Origin of the sequence: Anaeropeptidivorans aminofermentans, assembly GCF_940670685.1 — a bacterium.
Lineage (GTDB): Bacteria > Bacillota > Clostridia > Lachnospirales > UBA5962 > Anaeropeptidivorans > Anaeropeptidivorans aminofermentans.
This window is the reverse complement of sequence record NZ_OW711693.1, coordinates 1677792-1696812: the sequence shown is the minus strand read 5'-3', so window position 1 is coordinate 1696812 and position 19021 is coordinate 1677792. Positions and strand designations below refer to the sequence as shown.

The window sequence follows — 19021 nt, the reverse complement described above, 5'->3', positions numbered from 1 at the left end:
TATTTACTTACAAACTCTCCTTTAAGAAATATCCTAAGCAAATTCAGTTAAAGGAAAATATGGATTATATATTACAGTTGTTTATTAACTGCAAGGAAGCGTTCACTTGAAGAACTGCTTACAAGCTTACGCTTATATAATTTTAAAAGTTTACTTGGCATAAATTACCCATATTTTTCCTTCAGCTTTATTTTAATAGAATATTCCCATTCCTTTTAAAGACCATAGGTCTGTAAAGCCCTTAGAAATAACAAGATGCATGCTTTGAGAAACAGTTCTTTCTTGGTTCAATTTATTTTCTTTATTGCTATTCTTACATGACCGTTGCATTCTTTAAGCTTTTTGCTTGCTTCTTCAAAGCTATATCCTGCAAGGATCATAACTATAGCCGTTTTAACATTACCGGAGGCTTCGTCAATATACTTTCTTGCTTCGTCTTTGTTAACCCCCGTAGCTTCCATAACTATTTTTTCTGCTCTGACATCAAGCTTTTTGTTTGAAGGAACTACGTCTACCATAAGATTTTCATAAGCCTTGCCTATGCCTACCATAGCAGCTGTTGAAATCATATTGAGCACAAGCTTCTGAGCTGTGCCTGCTTTAAGCCTTGTCGAGCCTGTAAGCACCTCCGGCCCCGGGATTACCTCTATGGCAAGTTCTGATGCGGCAGCCATTTCGCTGTTTAAATTGCACACTACGGAAATCCTGTGGCTTCCTATGCTTTTAGCATAGTCAAGACCTCCTATTACATAAGGCGTACGACCGCTGGCGGCTATGCCCACAACAACATCATTTTCTTTCAGGCCTATATCCATTAAATCTTCCTGCCCCTGAGCGTAATCATCTTCGGCACCCTCAGCGGCATTTCTTAATGCAGTATCTCCTCCTGCTATTATTCCCACAACCATATCAGGTGAAACCCCAAAAGTAGGCGGGCATTCGGAGGCGTCAAGGACACCAAGCCTTCCGCTTGTTCCTGCACCCATATAGATAAGCCTTCCTCCTGAAAGAAAAGCCTCTTTAACCCAATCTACAGCCTGCGCAATTTTAGGAAGAACGTTTTTAATCGCCTTTGGTACATTTGCATCTTCTTCGTTCATTACTGTAATTATTTCCAATGATGACATTTCATCAAGATTCATCGTGTTTGGATTCCTAGTTTCGGTTGTCATTTTGCTAAGATCAATCACCCAAACAGCCCCCTTCAACATATTCTATTTTTATGTGCACCATATTATATTTGAATAATAATATATAATCATTTTGTTATCAATATTAAGCGCAGTTATTGAAATAAAGTTTCACTTGTCGATACTTTTTAGCTATTATAGTTAGTTTTTATGAAACATAATATATTTTTTAGTGCAAGTTGTTTAGTTTTTTCTTTTAAGTCATTGACAAAGCCTATTGCTTTGAATACAATTTATTAATACCCTGAATACTCATATATATCCGTAAAAATCAAATTTTTTAGTATAATGTACAACTTATGGATACAATCTTATTGAATCATTTACTTGAAATATAAAGGAGGAATTAATATGGCAGGTGAAAAGGGATTCTTCTCCCGCCTTTTTGGTAATAAAGAAGAGGATACCGCTGAAATATCCAATTATGAAAACTTAACCAGCCCATTGTCTGGAAAAATCATACCTTTAACCGAAATACCGGATGAAACCTTTGCTTCGGGAATGCTTGGAGACGGCATAGGGATAGAGCCTCTGGAAGGAAAGCTTTATTCTCCCATAGATGGAAAAATTGAAACAATTTTTCATACGAAACACGCTGTATTTATTAAAACGCCCATAGGTGCGGAAGTTTTAATCCATGTGGGAAAGGATACGGTTTCATTAAGTGGAGAACATTTTACAGCTCATGTTGAAAGCGGAGATGAAGTAAAGCAGGGCCAGCTTATTTTAGAATTTGATATGGCCGCAATTAAATCAAAAGGCTATGAATTAATAACCCCTATAACCATCAGTAATTCAGCTGAATTTAATATTGAAAAAACTTTAACTACAGATGTTCATACAGGGGATACTATTATTAAATTGACAAAAAAAGATATGCCTGAATAAAGCTAAATAGAAGCGTTCTAAAAAAACAAAGTTCATCTTAAAGATGGACTTTGTTTTTGAGTAACAAAAAATGAACTTCGTAAAAGACAGTTTTAATTTATGAAGCAAATCCAAATCCTACTTAATACTTGAATCCATATGAGATAGTAGCATTGTCAAATGGAATAGAAGAAATCCTGACTGAATTAAAATACCATTTACAGTATTTTGCGGAGCGAGTATTCTTATGCTTTCTTCTTCTTTTATTCTGTCAAAACCTAATACTTTATAGAGAAAAAGGCAAATTAACTATATTTTATAAGATTATCAATATCTGCTTCTATACTGCTAAATTTTTCTATATAAAATAGATTAGGATTTATAGTGAGTGACATTTTTAATCCATTGGGATTTTATTTCCCAAATGGTTCCAACCTTTTCTCTCGAATTAAACCGGCTCTTATCAAAAAGACTATCCCAACTTTTTATTATTTCCTTCTTTATGTGAGGATAAAAGCTTGTCATATAGGCGGTCGAATCGTCAATTCCGTATTTATCCAGCAATTCATTGTGACGCTGATTATCTTTTTCATTCTCCGGTATATAGTAGTAATTTACCACATATCCCCATTTAGAATAATCCATTTCTACTACACGGTCACTGTCTATTTCAATTTCAAGAAGAACCGTATCAGGGTCAAGGCCAAGAATTGATTCCTTATTTAATGAAACCCATATGGGATAATGAACGTCTTCCGGTTTATCAACTATCTTTGACGCTCTTTCGGCATACCATCTGTAGGACTCAAAATAAAATCGCGATATATCTTCTTTGCCCTGAAGAATATATTCTTTCATGGCAATAAAACGCCCTTTTTCTTCAAGTACGTTCAAAATATCCTTATGCTGCTTTGTCCATACTGTTCGTTTCATAAACATCTCCTTTCTTAAAATAGATATATTAAAATCTATATAGAAATTATAATTATGTTCATAGAAAATAGTATTTCTAATAATAGAGCAATAAAGGGCTTCGGCCTCTACGGAAGAAAACGCTCAGCAATTCCTATAAATTCAATTATCGCAGGCGCACTTTAAAAAGGCTCTGATCAATTTACTTTTGCTTTATTTCATGACGATACAGCCGGAATAAAAGTAAATTAACCATATGTAAAAATAAAACTCTCCCTAAGGAGAGTTTTATATAAGGCATAAACAAATTGGAGGTAAGTTTTTGCCTTAGAATTAGGGCATCATTAAAATTTTACTTTAAAAACTGTCTGCTCTGTAATCGGTGTAGTTAATGCGTCTAACGCAACCCCTACCCTATGGTATCTGAGCTTAAACTGCTCTTCTGCTGTTGTTGCAGGGTCTCCAAGAGGATATGGTATAGAGATGGTTGGAACAATTCTATTGGAGCCTACAGTTTTGGCAACAGGGATAAGGTTTGCCATCTGAACAATTGTAATACCTGTCTTTTCAATTTCTTTTACCATCGTTGCACCGCAACGTGTACAGGTACCTCAGGTGGAAGTCATAATAACAGCTTTTATTCCGTTTGCATTAAGTTCCTCAGCAATAGCCTTGCCCATTTTGGAAGCTTCTGCCTGGGTGGTTCCTGTTCCTACAGTTGTGTAGAAATATTTGAATATACCGCCGATTTTGCCCTCTTTTTCGTATTTTCTCATAGCATCAAGAGGAACGCATACGTCAGGGTCATTATTAGCTGCTGCCGGGTCGTATCCTGCGTGAATCGTCATGTATTCGCCCACTCTGAAATCGTCAAGATCAGCAATATCATACCTGCCGAATTTTGTAGCAGAGGCAGATTGAATTCTATCAGGGTTTCCAACAGGAACAATACCGCCTGTAGTTACAAGAGCAACTTCCATTTTCCTTAAATCTTCTGGTGAAATAGCAGGGGCTATAGCAACCCTGTCGGACATAGCAATTGGAAGCTCTGTTTGATAAGGCTCGCCATTGATTTTTTTGAGGAGCATATCAATAACTCTTTCTGTAGCCTTTACAGGAGGCTCAAGCCAAATTTGTCTCCTGATACCTCTGCCAAAATAGCCCTCTTCGTTGGCTGAAAGAAGCTTTTCACCCTTTAATAATTTAAGGGCGAATTTCGCCATATTTTGAACATCTTTTCTCATGGCGGCAGCGCTGTTTCCGCCTTTAAAGATATACATTTCCTTCCTGAACATCTCAACGCCGGGATTTTCAACGTTCATAGAAGTAATTACAGGTACATTGAATTTTTCTTTTACGGCCTTTGCAATATGGCCGCAGGCTGCACCGTATCTTCCTGCTAAAAACGCAGGACCGGCAAAGAATATATCAAACTCTTTATCTGAAAGAAAGCCTAAAATGGTTTCGATGGCTTCTTCCGTATTACTTCCCATAAAGTTATCTCCGCAGATAATCGTATGGGTAATTTCCACTTCATCTTTTAAAGCGGCTTTAAAAGCAAGAGCCGGACCTACAGTTTCATTTGTAATTGTGGGCTTATAATCCGCCACATCTTCTCCGCCTATTTGACCGAAAAACTGATTTATATATAAAATAGCCTTTTTCATCTGTACACCTCCTAAAATTCAACCATTGTCTTGGTTGACCAGCCAACAACTCGATCACCGCAGAACATGCCGTTATTCTCCATAATTATTGAACCATCGGGGCGTACAGATGGCCCCAGCTTCTCATCATTATCCCAACCGCCGGAATTTCCGTCTCTCGAAAGGGCATCAAGCTCACCTAAAACTAAATCCATAGCAGGAAGCTCGATTAAGTCGGATACGTCGCCACAGGAAACAATGGCGTTTGCCTTTTCATCTAAAGTAACCAAAGGCTGGCTTGCGCCGTCTCTACCGGTACATTCGTTTGTAAGACCTATCGTCTTAACCCCTGCATTCTCAAGGGCAACGATACATGCTATAAAGTCTGCATCAGGGTTACCGTAGCCTTCTTCTGCAACTACTGCTGCATCGATGCCTAAGGATTTTGCTATCTGAGCTACGAAAAGAGCAGCTCTTTCCTTTTGCTCAAGGGCAACATTAAGGTTGGACATGATAATACCCGCAAAATTAATGGTCTTTCCATGTTCTTCATAAAGTCTTCTGATCATAGGAAAGTTCTGCATATCATAAGTAGCCCATTTTGAAGAGCAAGGCATGAAAGAACCGGATATTAAAGCGCCGTCAAGAATTTCATTGGGATGCATAAATGTAGGAAGCATATGGTTCGTATCCCAGCCATAATTTAAATCATTATAGCCGTCTTCCTCCATCTGGGACTGCGGCTGTAACACAAGAGCTACAGATGGAAGGCCATTTACTTCCTTGCTCCTCTTTGTTAAGGGTTCAAGTTCGAAAACTTCTTCCTCTTCCGGCTTTAAGTCTTTAAGGCATGCGCCGATGTATTCGGAAAGTCTCATTCCTGCCCATCTTAACGCTTTGTTTTTCTTCTGCTGTTCAAAACGCTCAAATTCTTCGTCTGAATCTGCAACTAAAACAAGATTTTTAAGCTGAGAATAATAAGTATATTTAGCACCTTCGCCGCTCATGTCGATTAATCCGTCTTGGAAACCGCCGTAATGTTTTCCTACAACGATTATGCTCATATCTTTAAGGGCGTAAGTAGTTCCGTTGCCGCATTGTAAAAGCTCTCCTGTAACGCCAGGAAATACTGGGCCGCCTCCTACGCGGTATCTTGGCTCTATAGCCTCCTTTACAGGGCAGAGCCTTACGCTGTCTCCAGGTTTTACAATATGAAGGTCAGCAAATGTAATATGCTCGTCTTCTTTTACGACGTTAAGGGCTTCCTCTTTGTTAACAGTGAGGATTCCGTTATTGTAAGATGTTTTTTCTCCAAAAACAATTTCTTTGACATAAAAATTGCCAAGTGTTAATTTCATTTAAACACTCCTTTCAAATAAATATAAATTATATTTTCTCGCTTTTCAGCGCCTTAATCAGTGAAAAGCATGCAAATACCATAATTATAGCTAAAGGAAACGATGCAACGATAGAGCCTGTTTGAAGCACCGAAAGCCCGCCTGCAAACATTAAGGCTAAAGCCATCATAGATTGAATAACCCCCCATAGGAATTTCATGGAATTGCTTGGGTTTAAATTCCCATTGCTTGCCATCATCCCTAATACAAAAGTAGCTGAGTTGGCAGATGTGATAAAAAACGTACAAAGCAATGCAACAGTAATTAAAGATAAAAATCCACCGAAAGGCAAATGCTGCACAATTATAAAATAAGCTGTTTCTGTTACTTTAATGGCTTCCTCCGCTATCTCCGGCCCCATGCTAATGCCAGTTGTACCAAATACTGCAAACCATAAACATGACCCTAAAGCAGGGACAATTGTAACTCCTAAGATGAATTCCTTAATGGTTCTTCCCTTAGATATTCTTGCTATAAACATTCCAACAAAAGGCGCCCATGCAATCCACCAAGCCCAGTAGAAAATTCTCCATTTATTTATCCATGTATTGTCACCGGTAGAACTAATTCTCAAGCTTTCAGATACAAAGCCTGATATATACTGGCCTAATCCATTTACAAATGAATTAAGAATAGGTATGGTCGGTCCTAAGATAAAGACAACCAATACTAAGAAAAAGCATAAAGCAATATTCATATTCGATAAAAACTTAATCCCTTTGTCAATTCCGGCTATGGCTGTCCAGATGAATATCACTGATACAATAATAACTATTACGGTCTGAACAAACATGTTCTGAGGTATCCCGAAAAGAAAATTCAAGCCACTGTTTATCTGCATAACGCCAAGGCCAAGAGATGTCGCTACCCCTGCCACAGTAGCAAATATGGCAAAGATGTCAATGGTCTTTCCTATAGGCCCCTTGATTTTTTCTTCTCCTACCAGCGGTATAAAAATACTGCTTATTAAGCCGGGCTTATCTTTTCTGAACTGCATATAGGCTAAAGGCAGCGCAACTATACAATAATTTGCCCAAGGGTGTATCCCCCAGTGGAAAAACGAGGAAAATATACTGAAATTTGCTGCTTCTGGTGTTGCGCCTGCAATACCGTCAGGGTTTATATAATGGTTAAGCGGCTCCGCTATTCCCCAGAAAACGATACCTATACCCATTCCTGCGGAAAAAAGCATTGCAAACCATGATCCATAGCTGTACTCCGGCCGGTCCGTATCTTTTCCTAGCCTTATGCTTCCATATTTGCTAAAAGCAACAAAAAGCATAAATGCCACGAAAAAAAACATTACCACCAAATAGTACCATCCAAATTTTTCGGTTATTTGTGCAAAAAGAAAGTCGGCTATTCCCCCAAGGTTTTCCGGAGAAATTATGCCCATTAGAGAAATGGCAAGCACAATAACCAGAGAAATGAAAAAGACTTCATTTCCTTTATTCTTCTTAGAACTATCCATAGTGTCCTCCTTTGGTTTTTATTGGATAGGCTTACATAAGGCATTAAATATATATAAATATGTCTTATGGCAATTAATTTTTTCTTTCTATCTATAAATAACCAAAATAGAGAAGCAGCCGCTGTCTTAACAGAGAAGATGTATCGGGAGATATTGTAAAGAATCATGTGGCTGCTTCTCGGCAAATTATTTGATTTATTGACTAATAACAAATTTTGATGCTTTATTATTGTCGCTATGAAAAATTATAATACAATATCTCCTTAAAGACAACAGTAAACAGTAAACAGTCGACTGAAATAAAATATTTTGTTAATTTTTTATTTATAAATGTCCTAAAAATATAATTTTTATGTTAAATCGGCATTTAATTTAGAAAGTATCTCTAAAAACGGCTCTTTTCAATATGCTCTAAAATAATGACTTTTATTTATTTTTACCAAGGGATATTTTTAACTATAATTTTACCGTTTCAAATTGCTGTCCTGTTCAAACGCTTTTATTATTTATTTAATCGCCATTTATTTATAATACCCCTGAAAGTAAACGTAGGTTTTAAGAATAAGCTATTGAAAATTTACTTGTGATGAAGTAACATTAAAGAGCTAACAACAAGGAGTGATAAATTTGAGTCAAAATGGCATTTCCAATTATACATTGAGTCTTTCTGAGGCCGTTGTCCGATATATTGAGGATAAAATATTATCTGGGAATATGGTTGCAGGGGATAAAATAAATGAATATGCTATATCTTCGGAGCTTAATATAAGCAGAGCCCCTATACGGGAAGCTATGAGCGAGCTTCAAGCAGCTGGAATAATAGAGCATAAGCCGAGAAAAAGCGGTTTGGTATCCATGTTCACCAAAGAAGATGTTGATGAAATATTCGATATCAGAATATCTCTTGAAAAGGATATTATAAGACTTGCTATAGTAAATAATTATATTAATGAAGAGCATATTGAAAACATGAAACAGCTTGCCGATAATATGTTGAAAAATGCCGAAAAGACAGATCACTCTTCCGATGTGTTTACTCTCAATAAGCTGGATTTAGAATTCCATACTTATTTATGGGATATTGCAAAAAGCCCAAGGCGTTCCCGTATGCTTCATAATATTTTCATGCAGCTTATTATTGCGCTTAACCAAAATACCAGCACTTTGGGAAAACTCGAAGATAAGGCAAAAGAGCATATAGAATATATCTTCGCATTGGAAAATAAGGATATTGCCAAGGCCCAAGATATACTTGAAAAGCATTTAACCGTTTACAAAAAAGAGCTTTATACTAAAATATATAATGAAGACTATACACTGTAAAAGTAAAAATTTATTTATAAACCATAACAAAACCCCGGTAATATTTATATTACCGGGGTTTTGTTATTAAGGTTAATAATATTCTTTTTCATCGATAGCCTTAAAAGAAATGGAAATACCTTCCTTATCCAGAAGTGCTTTAAATTCTTCCGTAAATACACCCATTTCTTCGGAAACAGTCTCTATGCTGTTTCTGCCGTTACACACATCGCCGCCTAAATATCCTCTGCAGGAATAGTTTACCCCACAGCTTGGAGAATGATCCACTCCCATATATTCTATAATCTCATAACCCTCTTCAAGATACATTTTTATCTGCTCTACATAAGGCATTAAAAGTTCTCTGCAATGATTACGGTATTTATTATGCATATACTGTTCTTTTGTCATTCCCCATCTTTTAAGCCCCAGAAAAGTAAATTCCGGACAGGGAAGCTGGATAATAGCAATGTCTTCATTCATGTATTTATTGATGATTTCCCTTATGCTTGATTTGTATCCCGAAAGGCCCACTACCTTGGAATTGCAGTTCAAAATGCAATGGGCAAGAATAGCTATTTTTTTGCTTCGTTCCATTTTTAATTAATTTCCTTCCAAGACTTTTCAATAAAGGAATTATCTATGATGTTTTCAAAAGGAATATCATTTTTTATAATGTCTTCTTCAATGCAGAAATCAACGATGGTTTTGTATCCTTCCTCTGAAATGATTCCATCTTTCGATAAAGAAGACCTTGTAACAGGGATAATGGCAGTCATATCCGTGCCTTCAAATAAAGGCGCAATAAGTTCTGCTATTTCCTCGTCAGTATGCTCGTTCTGCCATTTAAAAGCTTTTGCTATGGCATTTGTAAACTTTTGAACCTTTTCAGGCTCTTCAGAAGCTATTTTTTCAGTTGTCGTAACTACGGAAGATTCATAAAGCGTTGAACCGTAAATTTCTTTATGGGTGGCTTCGTCTGTAGTATCCACAAGCACATTTGCATTCTTTATGGCCTCGTCATTTTTTCTTGTTGAATCGAAAAATGTAGCCTGAATCTGATTATTCTCAAGGGCAACAAGAGTAGCATTATAATCCATATTAATAAGCTCTACCTCTTTTAAGGGGTCAATTCCGTTTTTCTTAAGAATAGAGGTTATGAACGCATAAGGGCCGGAGCCGGGAGTCCCTGCGGCAATTTTAGTACCTTTAAGCTGAGAAATTTCTGTTATTTCGGAGTTGGAAATTAACATAAAAGGCTTGTTTTTTAACACTGTAAATAATATCTTTGATTTTAATCCGTTGTCATAGCCAATTAAAACCGGCTCTGTAGATAACATGCAAAAATCAATTTCTCCTGCATGCATACTCTGAAAAGCAACAGGGCCGTCTTTAAATGTAACAAATTCTGCTTCAAGGCCTTCCTCTTCATAATAGCCTAATTGCTGGGCAACGTAAGCAGGAAGCCAGAACTCGCTCCTAAGGTCAGAAATCCTTATTTTTGTAAGTTCTTTCTCTTCTTCCTTCTTTTCAGGCTCTTTAGATTCTTCTCCCGCTGCCGGCTTTTCTACCGGTTCATTTTTTTGAGCTACGCCGCTGCAAGCCGTTAACATACTTGCCGCAAGTATAAGTAAAATAGTGCTTTTAATTAATTTTTTCATATGTTTCTCCTTTTTTAGTGTGTTATATTTTGCTCTATCATTATACAGTAAAACAATCACGAATAAATACATTTCCGCCGTTAATTATATCGAATTTTGTTATATTTACGATATGAATGTATAAATAACTATAATTTTATATTGAACTTAAATTATGGTAGAATATGAGTCAACTTAGGCTTTGGCTGATTTAATTCACGAATACATTTCCTAAAAAGAAATGCATGAACAGAAGTTTAAGAATACTTTAGAATATTTAAAGCGTATTTTTCTAAAGAAATTTCACTTAATTTAAATATTTTTAATAATTTCAGGAGAGTTCCAATGAATGATTATTTTAAGAAGCTTTTAATGAGAACCTTAACCATCGTTTTGTTTCTTTTATTCTGGGAGACATCCGTATGGTTAGGCTTAATCAATAAAATATATATCAGCTGTCCGTCAGATATTTTTAAAGACTTTATAGAGTTTTATGCAAGCGGAGAATTAATGCGGCACTCTCTTATTACTTTAAAGGAGGCCGCTTTGGGGCTTTTTTTCGGTACATTATCAGGTATTATATTGGCTTTTATATTAAGCTATTTTAAGTTTCTAGGCCAGATTTTTGAGCCTGTTATTGCTGCTCTTAACAGCATTCCCCAGCTTACTTTGGCCCCCCTTTACATATTATGGTTTGGCATAGGGTTAACTTCTAAAGTTTTCATGTCAAGCATTATGGCCTTTTTCCTGATATTTTTTGCAACTTACGGCGGAATTAAAAATGTCGGTAAAGAAATGGAAGAGGCCGCTCAGCTTTTAGGTGCCAATGATTTTAAAATCATCTATAAGGTAATCTTTCCTTTATGCATCCCATGGATTATTTCAGGGCTTAAGGGAGGCATCGGGGCTGCGTTGGTAGGGGCTATTGTAGGAGAATATCTGGGGGCTTCCGCCGGTATCGGCTGGATGATTTCTTTTGCAACGTCTTATTATAATATCAAAAGAGTTATGACCTGCCTTTTGCTTATGCTGATTGCAGGAAGTGTATTTTTAAAAATACTTGATATAATGGAAAAACGCGCCCTTAGGTATCAGGACAGAACAAATTAAAGGAGATTACTTATGTCTTATTTGGTTCTCCAAAACATAAATAAAAGCTATGGAAAACAAAAAATTCTGCAAAATATAAATTTCTCTATAGAAAAAGGCAGTTTTATTACTTTGCTTGGTCCTTCCGGCTGCGGAAAAAGCACATTGTTAAGATGCCTTGCAGGCCTTGAAAATATAGATTCGGGAGATATGATCTTAGAAGGCAGCTCTATTAAAGGCATAAAGCCCAGAAATCGAAATATGGGCATGATTTTTCAGCAGTACAGTTTGTTTCCCACGATGACTGTCTATGAAAATATTGCCTTCGGCCTATCCAGAAAAGAGCTTACGAAAAAAGAAATAGAGCTTAAAGTAACAGAAGCCCTTGATATTGTAGACCTTAAAGGATATGAGAAAAAATACCCCTCTCAATTATCAGGCGGAGAAAAGCAAAGAGTAGCAATCGGCAGAAGCATCGTCACAAATCCTAAAATTATGCTTTATGACGAACCTTTAAGCGCAATCGATGCAAAGCTTAGAAAAGAACTGCAAATGCGGATTAAAAATATCCATGAAAAGATGCATATGACCTCTATTTTCGTAACTCATGACCAGCAGGAGGCAATGGTTCTTTCCGATAAAATATTCATTATGAATGAAGGCTCTATCATTCAAGATGATTCTCCCATAAATATTTACAATATGCCTAAAACATATTTTGCCGCCCAATTCATAGGGGATTATAATCTATTTTCTGAAGAGGATTTTTTAAGAGTGTTTCAAAGGCAATCCCCTTCCCCTTATGCTGCCATAAGACCTGAAATCATTAAAATTTTCCCTAAAAATACGGAAGAAGGTATTTTGGAAGGCAAATTATATACAGGTATTATTCTCGATATAATCCCTCACGGTAACTTTATTCAATATATTGTAAATATTAACGATTATATTTTAAAAGTCCACAGAGTAAACGACCATACAGAATCCTTTGAAAAAGGAGAAAACATATATCTAAAAATTAACTATGAAGACATCGTTCATTTAAGCAAATAAGCTATTAAAGTTTCTGCTATACTTGAATTCATATGAAATAATAGTATTGTCAAATGGAAAAGCTGAAAAAACCTGACTGGGTTAAAATACCATTTACAGTATTTCGCTAAGTGAAAATTCTCATTGTTTTTCCTTTGTTTTTTACTCTCTCCGGCATAGCCGGAGATTTTTTATACGCTAAAGCAATTAAATAAAAAAATAAAGCAAATTTTTGCTTTGCATAAATTCCTTATATTATGTGGTGTATTAATTTTCTGTTTCTGCATGCAAATCATGTAAAATAGCCGTTTTTTATTTTAGTTTTTTTCTGTGTCTTACTAATTCTTGTCAGTTATTTTTGACGGATTTTTGACGGTAACAAAAAAGCCCCTTAGCCTGGGGCTTTTTTAATAAAAAAAGAGACCCTTAAGATAGCCTATCATGAGACAGTATAAAAACTTAAATTGTTAGTTAGGCATTGGCATAGTTTTGTTATAGTTGATTCCAAGAGTCGAATGTGAACGGACAACACTAGAGGTTATGCCGTATAATTTTCAGAAAACAAAAGGGTTAGATAGAAACTTCATCTCAAAACCGCGGGAATTTATATATTTTAATCGTTGCATAGCATCAGTCCTTAGTCTTTGATAAACATTTAAAATCGGACACAACTTACGCATAGTTCGTCCATAACCTATAGTATGCTACAAAAAAATATCAGCATAAATTTACAAGATAGAGGTGAAAAAAATGAGTGAGTGTGGCCTCAACTGCAAGAAAAAATGTTTCCACTGTGACAAATGTGAATCCCAATGCGATAAACACGAACCCCAATGCGATAAACACAAACCCCAATACGATAAACACGAACCCCAATACGATAAACATAAACCCCAATACGATAAACACAAACCCCAATGCGATAAACACAAACCCCAATGCGATAAACACAAACCCCAATACGATAAACACGAACCCCAATACGATAAACACAAACCCCAATGCGATAAACACAAACCCCAATGCGATAAACACGAACCCCAATATGATAAATACCACTACCACTGTTCATGCTACTGCCACTGGACTAAATGTCCGAAAGGTGATAAGGACTAGCAGGGATTAGATAATATAGTTGTAAGCATATAGCTCAAGGAATAGCCCCCTACAGAATAAATATGAGGGCTATTCCTTTTTACCTATAAATACTTAACAGCATTTTCCAATGCCTTTTTACTTTCTCTCGCCACTTTAGCAAGGCTTGCAATGGGGGGGTGTTTATGCTTTGATAGAGCTGCACATTATTCGTAGTTACAGATGGACGTTGGGTCAAGGCTGCCATTTGGGCGCTTGCTGCAGAAGCCGAATAGCTGTCGGTGGAAGCCATGATGCTAGCTACGGCGCTGTTAAATGCTGTGGCATAGGCGTCCCCTGCTTCTCTGCCGGCTGCTGCAAACTCTTTTACTCTCTCGCTTATCAATAAGCGTCCTATATTCGGTTAAAACCATATCCAAGACTTTAATAGGTACTTTTCGGTCTTAAACTCAAGATAGTTATCTATATCATCAAAAGCAATATGCGCAAGCTCCTTTAAAACCATGTCTTGAGTAATTCCAGTTCGCTTTGACCTATCGGCCTTGTAACTTTGAAATTCTGTTTTGAATGTTAGCTTTTGTTAGTAATTTTGCGACTGTTACCCTTGCAGTTTTTTCGGAGTATCCGGCTCTTATGGCCGCCTGCGTACCATTTAAGTCTATTATATATTTGTAACAAAAGCATTCGTGTCGTTCGTTTTTTAACTTCATATAATCATCACCTCAACTTTATAGTTTTTTATACAAAAAAGACAGCTTGGTGGCTGTCTTTTAAGAAAGGATTATTATTTGTGGCAGTTACAAAGCCACCGCCAGGGCTTTAAAGAGGTATGCAAGGTAAAGAAGCCAGTCATTTAGTTAACTTTACCAATTACAGGATATCATAGATGTATACTCGCTTAAACATGTCTTGACTATATAGATATATTTAATTGCAATTTATAATTTTCATTCCCTTTTTGATATTATCTCTGAGGAATAAATTATTATCTTTAAGCACCTCCGGCCAATTTTCTTCTCCTAAATGCCAAAATTCCCCTACAAAGAGCCTTACCCCAAGTTCATAAGCCGTTGCAATTGCATTAGGAAAATCTACATGGCCTGTGCCATAAGGTACTTCCCTAAAAACATTAGGAACGGTTTCTTTCAGATGAAGGGCGCAGATATGGCCTGCTCCGCTTCTCAAATCCTTCAGTACGTCTGTACCGTAGACCTTTGCGGCATTTGTTATGTTCCCAATATCGGGATATATTTGAAGATATGGAGAATCCATTTGGACTACCCATTGATTGGCCTTACCTACAGTATTGATAAATTCTGTTTCCATGGTTTCAAAAGCAAGGATTATGCCCTTCTTTGCCGCCATTTTAACGGAAGCTTTCAGGTTTTTAGCAAATATAGCCCTCGTTTCCTCTGTAGATTCCGTATAATATACATCATAGCCTGCTATTTGAATGATTCTTACCCCTAGCTTTTCAGCAAGAGCAATCGCCTTTTCCATAATATTAAGGCTTTTTTTCTGTATTTCTTTATCTAAATGCCCCAGAGGGTATTTTCTGTGGCCGCTTAAACAGATGGACTTAATAGGGATACCTGTTTCATATATATCCGTTAAAAGCTTAAATATTTCTTCATCTTTCCATTCGAGCCTTGAAAGCTTTTCATCAGTTTCATCTATGGAAAGCTCCATATAGTCAAAACCTGCTTTTTTAGCAGCCTCCAGCTTTTCCCTTATGGTTAAGCTATTGGGCATGCTTTTTTCATAAAGCCCCAAAAGGTATGATTCCATTTTCGCGCTCCTTTCTGCCTTATTAATTTATTTGCTAATTTTTATCGTCATTATATCTATAACACAGTAAATAAAGCACCTTCGTTGCTTTCCCTGTTGGCAGTAAGGATAAGCTCTTTTCCGTCTCTTTTTATGATAGCTACATTGCTTGGGCCATGGCCTTCTTCAATAATTTCAGCTTTTATTTCTCCGTCTTTATATCTTAATACAAAAAATTCTTTATTAATGGCCCTGCACCCGCCTAAAAACACAGGCTCTCCTTTAAGACAGCCTCCCCATATAACATGAAGGAAATCCATTTTTTCAGGATACCTGTATATTTCTTTATATTCCTCTCCATCTTTATGGTAAACGACAAAATCTGTACCATGAAATGGCTCTATGGCGGCAAGCTCTTCTATGCCGTCTCCGTCTATATCCACTAAAGCTACGTCTGAAGCCGGTTTGTCAAGGATTTTATTCACTGTCCACTGACTGTCTTTATTCTCCGGCGGTATCACCTGAAAAACACCTTCCTCACAGGCAATATAGGCCTCAGGATAGCCTTCTCTTTCAATACGGCAGTAACCGTGGTTTTTCGTCATTCCTGTGGAGATTGTTTTAAACTCCCTCGGCGGGTCGAAATTGCTGTTTAATTCCGCAACCACAAGCTTTCCCGGAAAGTTCCAGTCTGTCTGAGGCTTATCCGTGGTTGTAAGAATACAGCCGAGGAAATAATATACGCCGTTTCTCTCAAGGATATCAAAGCGGTGTACATAAGGCAAATCAATCCAAGGCGCTACCTGCCATTTGCCTTCCTTTTTAGAGCATCTTACAATTCTTGCTTTCAATGCTGTAAATCCGGGAAGAAACTGCTGAGAAGCAAGAAACTCTCCGTTCTTTCCCGGAAGGGGTACAATAGACATGGTCCCGCCGGGCTCTTCCCATACAGTTTCAATCTCGTAGGTCTCTGCATCAATTAAATAGCATGGGCCTGTATCATCAGTAGCTAAAACGTATTTATCCTTTCCGTCTACTGTAAGCGGAGATACGGCATAGCAATAGTTAAGGTCACATAAATGATTTTTTTCGAATTTCATTGGTTCATCTCCTTTCATTGGTGTTTCTTATGGCCTTACTGTCCATAATAAGCATTTGCCCCGTGCTTACGAAGATAATGCTTATCTAAAAGAGCAGACTGCATAGGCTCTATGGTATTGCCCGAAAGGGATTTGCAGTGCCATGCCATCATAGCAAGCTCTTCTAAAACTATAGAATTATGCACCGCATTCATAGGGTCTTTTCCCCATGTAAAAGGGCCGTGGCTATGCACTAAAACAGCAGGCATATGGTCTGGGTTTATATCTTTAAAGCGTTCTATAATAACGGTACCCGTTTCCTTTTCATATTCCCCTTTTATTTCTTCAGCGGTCATTCTCCTGGTACATGGAATTTCACCGTAAAAATAATCCCCGTGGGTCGTTCCATAAGGGGGAATGCCCATGCCGGACTGGGCAAATGTTGTAGCCCATCTGCTATGAGTATGAACTACGCCTCCGATATTGGGAAATGCCTTATAAAGCTCTATATGGGTAGGGGTATCGGAAGACGGCTTTAAATCCCCTTCTACTTTGTTTCCGTTCAGGTCTACAACGACCATATCTTCTGCTTTCATCTCATCATACTCAACGCCGGAAGGCTTGATTACTACAAGTCCCTTTTCTCTGTCTATTCCGGAAACATTGCCCCATGTAAAGGTTATAAGTCCGTATTTAGGCAACTCAAGGTTTGCCTTAAACACGATTTGTTTAAGCTCTTCTAACATAATTTTCCTCCTTTTAATAGGGATTTCTCTGCTGTATAGGCAATTTCATTTTAAACAGCAAGTAAGCTGTGGTTTTGTCAATCCTTAAATCAGATAAAATGAAACTGTCTTACTGTTATTTGAAGCGAAAACCACTGTAACAAACTTTTTTATCCGTAAAAAACTATATTGTAAAACTATCCCATAGAGATTCAAGGGCGTCTGTAATAGCCGTATATTTTTTATATTTCTTTTCATATATTTCACTGTTTATCTTATCCGGCAGAACAGGGTTATTTACGCAAACCATGTTTTCTGCCGCTTCCTTATAGTCTTTATAAACTCCTGCGCCAACGGCGGTAGCCATTGCACAGCCTAAAGCGCCAAGCTCTTTCACCCCTGTAACAGTCTCTATAGGATAGCCAAGAACATCTGCAAAAATTTTTACCCAAACTTCGGAGTTTACAGCGCCGCCCGCCATGCGAATCGATTCCGGGGGCTTCCTTGCCGATAATAGCTTTTCTATATGATATTTATGGGAAAATGCCACACCCTCATAAATAGCCCTTAACATATGGGCCTTCGTATGATAAGTCGTAAGACCGATAAAGGAGCCTTTGGCAAGAGAGTGCCTGTTGGACCCATAAAGAAAGGGCAGATAATATACGTCGCATTCTTCAGGCTTTACAGAAGAAACCAGCTCGTTAATATAAGTATATAAATCTTTTCCCGGGGGGATTTTTTCATTTTCCATAAAATTATTGATGAACCAATCCATATTTCCTGCACTGGTGGGGCTGCATTCCTCTAAAAGATAATATCCCGGAATGGCATACAGAGAATTCATAGAAATCGCTGTTCCTGTAATAGGCTCAGGAGAAATGAACTCATTGATGCTCCAGGTGCCTGTTATGGTACATAATTGTTCAGGCTCCGTAACAGCCATGGCAATAGCACAGGCATCAATATCAAACATACCGCCCAATACGGGAGTTCCTTCAAGAAGCCCTGTAAGTTCAGCGGCTTCCCTTGTAATTTTCCCGCAGTTTTCATAGGAATATTTTATAGGGGCAAGCTTATCATAGATTTCTTCTATCCCCAGATTTTCAAGAATATCTTTATCAAAGCAGGCATTCTTTACATTCATAAGGCCGGAGCCGGATATATCCGTAGCTTCACAGTAGGCCTCACCCGTAAGACGAAAGCGTATATAGTCCTTTACGGAAAACACCCATTTTATATTGTGATAAACATCTCTTTCGTTATCCTTAAACCACGCAAGAAGCGCCGCCTGCTGGCTTGGAATAAGCTTCTGGCATATCTTAGGATATATTTTTTCCAGAGTGCCGTCCGAGGTCCATTTTTTGGGATATTGCCATGCTCTGTTATCTGTTGAAACGATGCCCTTATAGGCAGGCCTTTCGTCCTTTCCCCATAAATACAGCCCTTTTCCATGGCCGCATACGGAAAGGCCTATAATATCCGAAGGCGGAATCTTTGATTTTTTTATTGCTTCCTTTATACAGATGCAATTATTCAGCCAAAGCTCCTCCATATCCCTTTCGTTATAACCCGGCCTTGAAGTTATTAACGGAGTTTGTCTTGAAACTACAGCTATTTCATTGCCTTCCATGTCAAAAACGGCCGCTTTAGATACAGTACCGCCGTTATCGACGCCAATAGCATATTTTTTCATCTGTAACTCCTTTCTTATGGCGATACAGTCAATTTGCTTTTATGACTCGTAAATAAGAAGAAAATCAAATTGACCGTGCTGCTATTTCATATTTATGCAAGTATATTAAATCA

Annotated in this window: 18 protein-coding genes and 1 pseudogene; 5 read left to right on the top strand and 14 right to left on the bottom strand. The window is 37.5% G+C overall.

Annotation, left to right across the window (positions count from 1 at the left end):
- Positions 1-287: 287 nt before the first annotated feature.
- Positions 288-1190, bottom strand: a complete 903-nt coding sequence (murQ, locus tag NBX03_RS06985) for an N-acetylmuramic acid 6-phosphate etherase (protein ID WP_250230033.1) — start codon at positions 1188-1190, stop codon at positions 288-290.
- A 351-nt stretch (positions 1191-1541) separates the two neighbouring features.
- Between murQ and NBX03_RS06980 the strand changes: the two genes are divergently transcribed.
- Entirely contained in the window at positions 1542-2078 is a 537-nt protein-coding gene (locus tag NBX03_RS06980) for a PTS sugar transporter subunit IIA (protein ID WP_250230032.1), read from the top strand.
- Positions 2079-2429: 351 nt separating this feature from the next.
- Here NBX03_RS06980 and NBX03_RS06975 read toward each other — a convergent pair whose 3' ends face one another.
- From NBX03_RS06975 to NBX03_RS06960, 4 genes are all read right to left on the bottom strand, one after another.
- Positions 2430-2990 (bottom strand): DUF3841 domain-containing protein, encoded by a 561-nt coding sequence (locus NBX03_RS06975; protein WP_250230031.1) that lies wholly within the window; start codon positions 2988-2990, stop codon positions 2430-2432.
- A 323-nt stretch (positions 2991-3313) separates the two neighbouring features.
- A complete protein-coding gene (gene grdH, locus NBX03_RS06970; protein WP_250230030.1) occupies positions 3314-4636 on the bottom strand; it encodes a betaine reductase selenoprotein B in 1323 nt (440 codons plus the stop codon).
- A gap of 11 nt (positions 4637-4647) precedes the next feature.
- Positions 4648-5973 (bottom strand): glycine/sarcosine/betaine reductase component B subunit, encoded by a 1326-nt coding sequence (locus NBX03_RS06965; protein WP_250230029.1) that lies wholly within the window; start codon positions 5971-5973, stop codon positions 4648-4650.
- 28 nt (positions 5974-6001) lie between these two features.
- A complete protein-coding gene (locus NBX03_RS06960) occupies positions 6002-7483 on the bottom strand; it encodes a glycine betaine uptake BCCT transporter (RefSeq protein WP_250230028.1) in 1482 nt (493 codons plus the stop codon).
- 627 nt (positions 7484-8110) lie between these two features.
- Between NBX03_RS06960 and NBX03_RS06955 the strand changes: the two genes are divergently transcribed.
- Positions 8111-8806 carry a GntR family transcriptional regulator gene (locus tag NBX03_RS06955; protein WP_250230027.1) on the top strand — a complete coding sequence of 232 codons (696 nt, stop codon included), beginning with the start codon at positions 8111-8113 and terminating at the stop codon, positions 8804-8806.
- Between the two features lie 72 nt (positions 8807-8878).
- Here NBX03_RS06955 and NBX03_RS06950 read toward each other — a convergent pair whose 3' ends face one another.
- Positions 8879-9382: a CD3072 family TudS-related putative desulfidase gene (locus NBX03_RS06950; protein ID WP_250230026.1), complete on the bottom strand. Its 504-nt coding sequence runs from the start codon at positions 9380-9382 to the stop codon at positions 8879-8881.
- Positions 9383-9384: 2 nt separating this feature from the next.
- The gene (locus NBX03_RS06945) at positions 9385-10446 is read right to left on the bottom strand and encodes an ABC transporter substrate-binding protein (RefSeq protein WP_250230025.1); all 1062 of its coding nucleotides are present in this window, start codon (positions 10444-10446) and stop codon (positions 9385-9387) included.
- 324 nt (positions 10447-10770) lie between these two features.
- On the opposite strand from NBX03_RS06945, the gene NBX03_RS06940 reads away from it, so the two are divergent.
- From NBX03_RS06940 to NBX03_RS06930, 3 genes are all read left to right on the top strand, one after another.
- Positions 10771-11535: an ABC transporter permease gene (locus NBX03_RS06940; protein WP_250230024.1), complete on the top strand. Its 765-nt coding sequence runs from the start codon at positions 10771-10773 to the stop codon at positions 11533-11535.
- 12 nt (positions 11536-11547) lie between these two features.
- Entirely contained in the window at positions 11548-12567 is a 1020-nt protein-coding gene (locus NBX03_RS06935; RefSeq protein WP_250230023.1) for an ABC transporter ATP-binding protein, read from the top strand.
- Positions 12568-13300: 733 nt separating this feature from the next.
- Entirely contained in the window at positions 13301-13672 is a 372-nt protein-coding gene (locus NBX03_RS06930) for a hypothetical protein (RefSeq protein ID WP_250230022.1), read from the top strand.
- 69 nt (positions 13673-13741) lie between these two features.
- Here the strand turns inward: NBX03_RS06930 and NBX03_RS06925 are convergent, their stop codons facing one another.
- The 7 genes and pseudogenes from NBX03_RS06925 to NBX03_RS06900 all read right to left on the bottom strand — a co-directional run bounded on the left by NBX03_RS06925 (position 13742) and on the right by NBX03_RS06900 (position 18908).
- On the bottom strand, positions 13742-14026 hold the full coding sequence (locus tag NBX03_RS06925; protein ID WP_250230021.1) for a hypothetical protein: 285 nt from the start codon (positions 14024-14026) through the stop codon (positions 13742-13744).
- A gap of 18 nt (positions 14027-14044) precedes the next feature.
- Positions 14045-14194, bottom strand: a pseudogene (locus tag NBX03_RS16180) (hypothetical protein); the annotation flags it as partial.
- Positions 14175-14351 carry a terminase small subunit gene (locus NBX03_RS16175; RefSeq protein WP_250230020.1) on the bottom strand — a complete coding sequence of 59 codons (177 nt, stop codon included), beginning with the start codon at positions 14349-14351 and terminating at the stop codon, positions 14175-14177. The pseudogene NBX03_RS16180 and the gene NBX03_RS16175, both read right to left, overlap by 20 nt.
- Positions 14352-14568: 217 nt before the next feature.
- A complete protein-coding gene (locus NBX03_RS06915; protein WP_250230019.1) occupies positions 14569-15429 on the bottom strand; it encodes an L-ribulose-5-phosphate 3-epimerase in 861 nt (286 codons plus the stop codon).
- Between the two features lie 56 nt (positions 15430-15485).
- Complete coding sequence (locus tag NBX03_RS06910; protein WP_250230018.1) at positions 15486-16508, bottom strand: hypothetical protein; 1023 nt, start codon at positions 16506-16508, stop codon at positions 15486-15488.
- Between the two features lie 35 nt (positions 16509-16543).
- Positions 16544-17233 carry an L-ribulose-5-phosphate 4-epimerase gene (gene araD / locus NBX03_RS06905; RefSeq protein WP_250230017.1) on the bottom strand — a complete coding sequence of 230 codons (690 nt, stop codon included), beginning with the start codon at positions 17231-17233 and terminating at the stop codon, positions 16544-16546.
- A gap of 163 nt (positions 17234-17396) precedes the next feature.
- Complete coding sequence (locus tag NBX03_RS06900) at positions 17397-18908, bottom strand: FGGY-family carbohydrate kinase (protein WP_250230016.1); 1512 nt, start codon at positions 18906-18908, stop codon at positions 17397-17399.
- Positions 18909-19021: the final 113 nt, after the last annotated feature.

Bases quoted from the DNA above. Each gene is read 5' to 3' on its own strand.
- NBX03_RS06980 (WP_250230032.1), top strand. From the start codon at position 1,542: ATGGCAGGTGAAAAGGGATTCTTCTCCCGCCTTTTTGGTAATAAAGAA.
- NBX03_RS06975 (WP_250230031.1), bottom strand. From the start codon at position 2,990: ATGAAACGAACAGTATGGACAAAGCAGCATAAGGATATTTTGAACGTA.
- NBX03_RS06965 (WP_250230029.1), bottom strand. From the start codon at position 5,973: ATGAAATTAACACTTGGCAATTTTTATGTCAAAGAAATTGTTTTTGGA.
- NBX03_RS06960 (WP_250230028.1), bottom strand. From the start codon at position 7,483: ATGGATAGTTCTAAGAAGAATAAAGGAAATGAAGTCTTTTTCATTTCT.
- NBX03_RS06950 (WP_250230026.1), bottom strand. From the start codon at position 9,382: ATGGAACGAAGCAAAAAAATAGCTATTCTTGCCCATTGCATTTTGAAC.
- NBX03_RS06945 (WP_250230025.1), bottom strand. From the start codon at position 10,446: ATGAAAAAATTAATTAAAAGCACTATTTTACTTATACTTGCGGCAAGT.
- NBX03_RS06940 (WP_250230024.1), top strand. From the start codon at position 10,771: ATGAATGATTATTTTAAGAAGCTTTTAATGAGAACCTTAACCATCGTT.
- NBX03_RS06935 (WP_250230023.1), top strand. From the start codon at position 11,548: ATGTCTTATTTGGTTCTCCAAAACATAAATAAAAGCTATGGAAAACAA.
- NBX03_RS16175 (WP_250230020.1), bottom strand. From the start codon at position 14,351: ATGAAGTTAAAAAACGAACGACACGAATGCTTTTGTTACAAATATATA.
- NBX03_RS06915 (WP_250230019.1), bottom strand. From the start codon at position 15,429: ATGGAATCATACCTTTTGGGGCTTTATGAAAAAAGCATGCCCAATAGC.
- NBX03_RS06910 (WP_250230018.1), bottom strand. From the start codon at position 16,508: ATGAAATTCGAAAAAAATCATTTATGTGACCTTAACTATTGCTATGCC.
- araD (WP_250230017.1), bottom strand. From the start codon at position 17,233: ATGTTAGAAGAGCTTAAACAAATCGTGTTTAAGGCAAACCTTGAGTTG.
- NBX03_RS06900 (WP_250230016.1), bottom strand. From the start codon at position 18,908: ATGAAAAAATATGCTATTGGCGTCGATAACGGCGGTACTGTATCTAAA.